This window comes from Brevibacterium sp. (assembly GCF_052105255.1).
Taxonomy (GTDB): domain Bacteria; phylum Actinomycetota; class Actinomycetes; order Actinomycetales; family Brevibacteriaceae; genus Brevibacterium; species Brevibacterium linens_B.
Genome location: NZ_JBQDYQ010000010.1, coordinates 60,061 through 67,603 on the forward strand (window position 1 = coordinate 60,061; position 7,543 = coordinate 67,603).

A 7,543-nucleotide genomic window follows, 5' to 3' on the forward strand; every position below is an offset into this window, starting at 1 on the left:
GCGGGTTCAGCCGCCACCTGGGAATTCGGTGAACTTCACTCTTGTTTGACCGACACACCTTGCGCCTTCACGACTTCCCCGATACCTGCAATTTAGGGTGGCATTGTGGACACCAGCATCATCGTCGTCATCGCCATCGTCGTGGTCTTCGCCGTTGCTGTGCCCGCAATGATTCGGAAGTCCGCGACGGATCTCTCGCGCGTCGAAATCGACACCGTTCCGGACAACGCCGCCGTCGTCTCCGCCGAGACAGCCATCCCCGGACACGACCATTCGGAACGCATCCAGGTCTTCCACGACAAGCCCCGGAAGGTGCCGTCGGTTCCGACCCCGGGCATCTCTCAAGAAGCCGAGGCGCCGAAACTAAGTCTCTCGGCTTCCAGCCCCGATTTCGCCGTCATCGACGGTCACGGCGAAGCGCACACCGTCACCGAGGCTGCTGAGCACGCCCAGCTCAGCGTCCTCCCCGTTGCGGTCGGTGAAACCTCCTCCCTGTCCAGCGACCACGGTGTCGGTGGTCGCGTTGTCGGAGTTCCCAGCGTAGGCGCCGGCACTGACACAGGATCTGGTCCAGGAACTGCCGCCGACAACGTTCGACTGCTCCACCCCGCCGTCCACGCGGTCTTCAATGACAGCGGCCGCTCCGCCGGGCGGTCGGACCGACAGGGCCGTCCGCCTCAGGCACATCCGCCGCACGCGAGTGGCGTCGGCCGCGACGCGTCGGCGAACCGGGCCGGGTCGTTCAGTGCTGGTCGGGCCCCTCAAGGAGGCGGACCACGCGAGGATCTGTCCCGGACGGGACACGGCGGCCACCTCGGCGAAAAGACGGCCGGCACCCATGGACACGACCGACAGATTTCCAATCCGACCATCGGAACCGATGAGGAACATTCGATGACTGAGCAAGCCACGACCCTGCGGGAGTCACTGAAGTCGCTGAACACCATGGTCAGGGGCTTCTCCCTGGTCTTCCTCGCCTCGGTCCTCGGCATTCTTGTGTCGAGTGTGCTCGCGGCCTTCTCGGTCGTGCACATCGCCTTGGCCGGGGTCTTCCTCGGTCTCGCGGTCGTCGCACTGTTCCTCGTGCGCACGCTCAACCTGCGGAAGCGGGACACGAAGAAGAAGCTGGGACGCCTGCAGGAGAGCGCGCGGTCATGGACGTCGGCCAAGCCCGCTCGCCCCACCGAGCCGGAACGTTCCTCCGCACCGGCGCGCGCCGGCCACCAGGACCGCGCCACGCGGTCGGAGCGTGTCTCCAAGTCTGAGCCGACGGGGCAGCCGACTGCCACGGCACGACCGACTGCCACGGCACGAGCGAAGTCGAGCGGTGCACCTGCAGCCGAGACGCAGACACCAGCCCGGACAGGTGCGAAGTCGCAGACCGTTGCCGTCAAGCGGCAGCCTCGCACGGCGCCCGCACCGACCTCGAGCGGAACCGCTGCCCGTATCGCCGCAGCGGCTCAGGGCACGAGCGCAGCGGCGCAGGGAACGGGCGCGGCGGCGAAGGCCGCGCAGGCACGCGCTGCGATGAACCGCTCGGCCGACGCGAAGAGGTCCCGCGAAGAGGCCGATACCGGCGAGATCCCGTTTGTGCGCATCCGCAAGGAAGCCGGCGAAGGCCACACCACACGCCAGGTCCTCCTCACCGGACCGATCCCGGTCGTGAAGGAGAACGCCACCATGGACAGTGACTCCACCTCCGCCGAGGCGACCGCTGACTCCGAGGCCGAGTCGACTTCGCATTCCGCTGTCACTGTGGCTTCTATCCAGACGGCTGGGACCAAACCTGAGCCGACGGACACCACGGCCGATGGCGAGAACGATGCCTGGGCCACCTCGGCGAAGCCCGCGGAGAAGGCCCGGGCCGGCGGGACCGGGGCCCCGGTCTCGCTCGGAGCGGACCTCGTCGCTGAGCCCGACACAGATGCAGCCGACCGAGAGGACGCCGATGCGGATGTGCACGCTGCGCTGAACGCGGCGACTCGCACGGTCGATGACCCGTTCATGCAGCGACTGAAGTCGCGTGACGGATGGTCGCCGACCCCGCTGCCCGTTCCCAGCTACGTCGACGCACCCGAAGCCGAGCATCCGGTGCCTTCGGCATCGGCTGCCGATGCCAGCTCGTACGAGACCGAGGCTCGCAGTCGTGAGGACATCGCCGCTGAGTTCGCCGAAGAACTCGGCTACCGGCCGGAGCTCAGCGACTCCGCCCGCGATGACGGTCCGCTCGGCCACGGACGCAAGGCGATCCGGACGAAGAAGGCCGCCGACCTCGCCGCCGTCAACGACGTCCTCGCTCGTCGTCGCGCCTGATGCCCCGAACACGCTGAGTTTCGGGCGGCACGGAATTCGCGTTGCAGACCCAGAAGCCCCGCACATTCCGTGCGGGGCTTCGTCACGCCAGGGCGATGGTGTCCACGAGAGTGAGTCGCGAGCAGCCCAGTTCACGACAGATAGCCTCCGTTTGAAAGCGTGCTATCTGTCGTCGATGGTGCTGACGGCGATCAGGCGCTGAAGACGAACCAGCAGATCGCGTCGCGCCGCACCTGATCGTCCAGTACGAGTTCGCGGACATCGGTCGGCAACCGCTCGCGCTGCCATTCGTGTTCGGCCCGACCGGCCGCGAGGTCTTGGCCCGACCGTCCACGGGCCGCTTTGATCGCGTAGGCCGCCGCCCCGAGGTCGTGTTCGGCGACGTGTCCGACGCACGCCGCCTGCCCCGCCGCGTAGGCGGCGAACCGGGCGGGCCCACGCAGGGGTCGTGCGGCACCCATGGCATGACCGCCGAGGGCACGAGCCTCCATCATCGGCATCTCACCGGCTGCCCACGCCCGTGCGGCGGCAACGGCGCTGCGGGGTCGCTCATCCTCGGGGCAGGCGGATTCGAAGTACGGCAGGACGTGTTCCGCACAGTCGGCGGCCCACAACGCGAGAAGCCGGTGGTCGGCATCGGTCAGCGAGCCTCCTCGGCGAATCGTGACCATTCGGGGATCGCGGTCCTCCGGCAGGATCATGGGCGCCGACCGAGCACGGACGGCGGACGCAGGCGATGAAGCACGCGGACGTTCACAGTAGCCGATTCTAACGCCCGGGCCGGTCTGGCGAAGGTCGGAACCGCGGCACGAACCTGCCTGGGGCTGAATGTTCCCCTGCTGGACACGGCCGCCTCGGCAGTCTTTGACCGTGCTAGATTGCTCACCGTCGACCACGCGAGGGTGGTCGGCAGAGAGCAGAACCAGCGTTCAGGGGAGGAACCGATGGTCGGTATCGAAGACCGGGTCAACGCCGACAGGGTTGGGGTGCGGCGCGCCCGCCGCGCGGCAGCCGGGTCGTTCATCGGTGCCGTCGTCGAATGGTACGACTTCCTGCTCTACGGAATCGTCGCAGCGCTGGTCTTCGGCGAACTCTTCTTCCCCGGCTACAGCGACCAGGCCGGAACGCTCGCCGCATTCGCGACCTTCGGCGTCGGATTCATCTTCCGCCCTCTCGGCGGCATCATCTTCGGCCACTTCGGCGACCGCCTCGGCCGCAAATCGATGCTCGTGTGGACGATGACGATCATGGGCGTGGCCACCGCCCTCATCGGATTCCTGCCGACCTATCAGACGATCGGCTGGCTCGCTCCTGCGCTGCTCGTGCTGCTGCGTTGCATTCAGGGCATCGCCGTCGGCGGGGAATGGGGCGGTGCCGCGCTCATGGCCGTCGAAAGCGCACCGTCGAAGCTGCGGGCCTTCTTCTCCAGTGGTGTCCAGATCGGCTATTCCTTCGGACTGCTGCTGGCCACCGGGCTCGTGGCCCTGCTCAGCAGCAGCTTTTCCGCCCAGGCCTTCCTCGCTTGGGGGTGGCGCATCCCGTTCTTCTTCAGCGCCGTCCTCGTCCTCGTCGGGCTGTGGATCCGTGCCGGTGTCGAGGAATCCGAGGAGTACGTCGAGCGCGTGAAGAACGCGAACACGGGCAGGACCGCGAAGCTGCCGGTCCTCGAGGCTTTCAAGCGCTATCCCGCACAGATCTTCCAGATCGTCGGTTTGCGGTTCATCGAACTGCTGACCATGTACATCGTCACGACTTTCGCCCTGTCGTATTCGACCGAGCAGCTCGGCCTCGACCGGCAGATCATGCTCAACATCACGCTCCTCGTCGGCGGTCTCGGCATCGTCACGATCCCCGCCTTCGCCTACCTCTCCGACCGCTGCGGACGGCTGCGGGTCTACCTCACCGGCGGCGTCATCGGCCTGATCAGCGCCGTCCCATTCTTCCTCGTCCTCGAGGCCGGCAACATCGTCGGCATCGTCATCTTCGCCGTGCTGCTCATCAACATCGCCCACGATGCCGTCGTCAGCGTCCAGCAGCCGCTGTTCGCCGAGATGTTCAGCCCCGAATTCCGCTACAGCGGAGCGGGCGTCGGATACCAGCTCGCCAGCGCGATCGCCGGCGGCTTCACCCCGTTCATCGCGACGTTTCTCGTCGGACTCGGCAACGGTACTTGGTACCTCGTCGGTGCTTACCTCGCAGTGGGTTGCCTGATTTCGATCTCCGTCGCCGCCTACCTCGCGAAGAAGGGACGACGCACCGCCGGTGCGTGATCACCTCGGTGCGCCGAGGCGGTATGCCGCATCGAGGTGGTTGTGGCAGGAACGGTGTGGGGTGCGGCGGTCGCTCGGTCATCGCGGCCGGGCGAACTCATCGCCGGGAGCGCACCCCGCTCATGGGCCGGCCGCTCAGGCGACGAACTTGTCGAACTCGTCGTTCTTGGCCAGGAAATTCTGCACATAAGAGCACGTGGTGCGGAACTTCAGTCCCGCCTCGGCGCTGGTCTCAAGGGCATAGCGCACCAGCTTGGCTGCCAGGCCGCGACCGCCCCACTCGGGCGAGACCTCGGTGTGGGTGAAGGTGCGCACCGGACCGTCGGCGGTGTCATCGGCACTCGCCTCACGGTCGATGTAGTCGGCGAGGCCGATGACCTTGCCCGCGTGGGAGATGGTGAAGCGTTTGGCCGCGGCATCCTCGGCGATGGTGAAGGTCTCTCCCGAGATGTCGATGTCCATGGTCATTCCTCCCGAATGTCGGTGCCCCGAATGTCCGTGTCGACGGCACTGCGCGATTGTCGGCGGCGATCGGCTGACGCTCGTCGCCGTCCTGACAATTGACACTATAGTTCTGTTTCTGAGGAAGCGACTAGCCTGGTCAGACTCAGCCGCACGAACGATTGTGAAGGAGTCCCACCTATGACCGCACACCCCTCGGCGTCCCCGGTCGACGCGAACCGCCAGAAGCTGCGCGATGCCGGATTCGAGGTCGCCGAACTGAGTTCTGCCGACATCGCCGACTATGTCGAGCTTGTGTCCTCGGCCTACCGCGGCGAGGGATCGAAGCAAGGGTGGACAACCGAAGCTGACCTGTTGGGCGGACAGCGACTCGATGGCCCGATGGCCGAGGACATGCTCGCCGAGGCGGACTCCCAGATCCTCCTCGCCCGCGATGAGCAGGGTCGCGCCGTCGCCAGCGTCTACGTGCGCGAACCTGAGGACGGAGTCGCCTACCTCGGCGTGCTCGCCGTCTCTCCGCTGGGGCAGGGCAAAGGTGTGGGGTCCGCGCTCATCGGCCTCGCCGAGGCATGGGTGGCCGAGCGCTGGGGCGCGACATCGATGCGGATGAGCGTGATCAACAAACGCGAGGAACTCATCGCCTACTACGAACGCCGCGGCTACTCGCGCACCGGAGAAGTCGAACCCTTCCCCTACGGCGACGAACGCTTCGGCCTGCCGAAGGTCGACGACCTCGCGTTCGTGATGCTGTCCAAGCCCCTGGGCTGAGGGGCGGCTGCGCCGAGAAACGGGCTGAGCGTCGAGAAACGCATGTGCACCCGTTTCTCGACGCTCAGCCCGTTTCTCGATGAACTCAGCCTCAGAACATCATGGCGGGAACGACGAGGCCGCCGACGAGAACGACCGGCCCGATGACGACCATCGACATGCCGAACTTCACGAGGATGCGCGTCAGTCGCGGCTTGTCCTCGACCGGGGCGGTCGCCACGACCGTGGCGCCCAGCGTCGAGAACGGTGAGACGTCGACGACCGCGGAGCACAGGCCCAATGCCGCGATGAGCGCCCAGCCGGGCACCCCGCCGGCGGCGATGAGCGGCAGAGCCAGCGGCACGAGGGCCGCCAGGATACCCGTCGTCGACGCGAACGCCGAGACCAGGCCGCCGACGATGCAGAGGACGAAAGCCGCGATGAGCGGCGAACCGATCGCCTCGGCGCCCTCACCGAGCAGGTCCACGGCGCCCATGTTCTGCAGCACGCCGACGAACGTGATGATGCCGCCGACGAGCAGCACGGTCGGCCAGTCGATCTTCGGGATCGCGGCCTTGCCCGTCTTCGGATCGACGAGCGAGAGAATCGCGCCGAACATGAAGCACAGCAGGCCGATGTCCGGTTCCTGGCCGAGGGCCGCGAGCACGACCACGGAGCCGATGAGGCCGACCATGAAGATCACAGTGAGGATCTGCACGAAGGTGAACGGCGAGGATTCACCCGCTTCGTCGGTGGTGGAGGAGTCGAAGAGGGCTTCGTCTTCGTCGTCCTCACCGAAGGCCACACTCGACGCCGAGGCGGAGCCGCGGGAAATCGTCGACTGCGTGCTTCCGGCGTGCGCCTCGGCCGAAGCATGCGCGGAGGCTGCCACGGTGGTCTTCGAGAACAGCGACCGTCCGTACATGAAGTATGCGACGGCGAGCATGACGAGATAGACGGCCACAGCGATGCCGAAGAGCAGGAACGGGGAGAGGTCGATTCCGGCATCGTGCGCGGTCGAGTACGTGACGATTCCGTAGAGGCTGGTCGGGGCGAAGCCGCCGGCGCCGATGGCGAAGCAGATCGCCAGGCCCATGAGCGCATAGTCGACCCCGTACTTGCGGGCGACCTGCATGCCCACCGGCATCATCACCAGGCCGGCCAGCGGGGCGCCCATGGCTGCGATTGCCCCAGTGATGAGGAAGAACACGACCGGCAGCAGCACTGCCGAGGATCCGACGCGTTCGAGGGCCCAGTCGATGATCTTGTCGACGGTTCCGTTCTCCTGCGCGATCGCGAAGAAGTAGGTCACGCCCGCCAGCAGGATCATGATGCTCAGCGGGAATTCGGCGACGATGTCCTCGACCGGCATGTCGGTGAAGAGGAGGCCGGTCCCGGCCGCGCCGACGAGCATGAGCACGCCGATCTGCACCCCGCGGACCGCGCCGATGGCGAAGAGGGCGATGAAGATGAGCAGAGCAATGATCTGAGTGAGCATGATGTCCTTGCGAAGGCTGAAGCGACGCTGAGCATCGCTGGCTGATTCGCTGAGAGACACTACCAGTGTTACCGGCGGGTACCGCTGAGGCGTGTCCGACCTGTCGGAAAGTCCCGATTGACGGAAAATCCTCGCCGAGGCGGCCCGTGGGCAGGGGGCGTCTCAGAACTACCTGACGGCGGCTGAGCAACCTCGCGCTGGAGTGGTCCCCAATAGTTGGACTGCTGTGAGGTCAGCATAAAGCAGTTGCCGG

General features: G+C 66.5%; 6 protein-coding genes. 3 read left to right on the forward strand and 3 right to left on the reverse strand.

The genetic code is table 11. The features are described 5' to 3' along the window. Positions 1-105: 105 nt before the first annotated feature. A complete protein-coding gene (locus ACTIIH_RS05135) occupies positions 106-2,313 on the forward strand; it encodes a hypothetical protein (RefSeq protein WP_441450896.1) in 2,208 nt (735 codons plus the stop codon). Between the two features lie 191 nt (positions 2,314-2,504). Here ACTIIH_RS05135 and ACTIIH_RS05140 read toward each other — a convergent pair whose 3' ends face one another. Beyond that, positions 2,505-3,014: a putative immunity protein gene (locus ACTIIH_RS05140; protein ID WP_441450898.1), complete on the reverse strand. Its 510-nt coding sequence runs from the start codon at positions 3,012-3,014 to the stop codon at positions 2,505-2,507. A 243-nt stretch (positions 3,015-3,257) separates the two neighbouring features. On the opposite strand from ACTIIH_RS05140, the gene shiA reads away from it, so the two are divergent. Continuing rightward, positions 3,258-4,583: a shikimate transporter gene (gene shiA / locus ACTIIH_RS05145; protein WP_441450900.1), complete on the forward strand. Its 1,326-nt coding sequence runs from the start codon at positions 3,258-3,260 to the stop codon at positions 4,581-4,583. A 135-nt stretch (positions 4,584-4,718) separates the two neighbouring features. On the opposite strand, the gene ACTIIH_RS05150 is transcribed toward shiA, so the two are convergent. Continuing rightward, positions 4,719-5,045, reverse strand: coding sequence for a GNAT family N-acetyltransferase (locus tag ACTIIH_RS05150; RefSeq protein WP_441090817.1), 327 nt, complete (start codon positions 5,043-5,045; stop codon positions 4,719-4,721). Positions 5,046-5,225: 180 nt separating this feature from the next. Between ACTIIH_RS05150 and ACTIIH_RS05155 the strand changes: the two genes are divergently transcribed. Next, positions 5,226-5,813 carry a GNAT family N-acetyltransferase gene (locus ACTIIH_RS05155; RefSeq protein ID WP_441450902.1) on the forward strand — a complete coding sequence of 196 codons (588 nt, stop codon included), beginning with the start codon at positions 5,226-5,228 and terminating at the stop codon, positions 5,811-5,813. Between the two features lie 91 nt (positions 5,814-5,904). On the opposite strand, the gene ACTIIH_RS05160 is transcribed toward ACTIIH_RS05155, so the two are convergent. Then, positions 5,905-7,290, reverse strand: coding sequence for an SLC13 family permease (locus tag ACTIIH_RS05160; protein WP_441450904.1), 1,386 nt, complete (start codon positions 7,288-7,290; stop codon positions 5,905-5,907). Between the last annotated feature and the right edge of the window lie 253 nt (positions 7,291-7,543).

Excerpts from the sequence above, each read along its gene's own strand:
- ACTIIH_RS05155 (WP_441450902.1), top strand. The coding sequence starts at position 5,226 with ATGACCGCACACCCCTCGGCGTCCCCGGTCGACGCGAACCGCCAGAAG.
- ACTIIH_RS05160 (WP_441450904.1), bottom strand. The coding sequence starts at position 7,290 with ATGCTCACTCAGATCATTGCTCTGCTCATCTTCATCGCCCTCTTCGCC.
- ACTIIH_RS05140 (WP_441450898.1), bottom strand. The coding sequence starts at position 3,014 with ATGATCCTGCCGGAGGACCGCGATCCCCGAATGGTCACGATTCGCCGA.
- ACTIIH_RS05150 (WP_441090817.1), bottom strand. The coding sequence starts at position 5,045 with ATGGACATCGACATCTCGGGAGAGACCTTCACCATCGCCGAGGATGCC.
- shiA (WP_441450900.1), top strand. The coding sequence starts at position 3,258 with ATGGTCGGTATCGAAGACCGGGTCAACGCCGACAGGGTTGGGGTGCGG.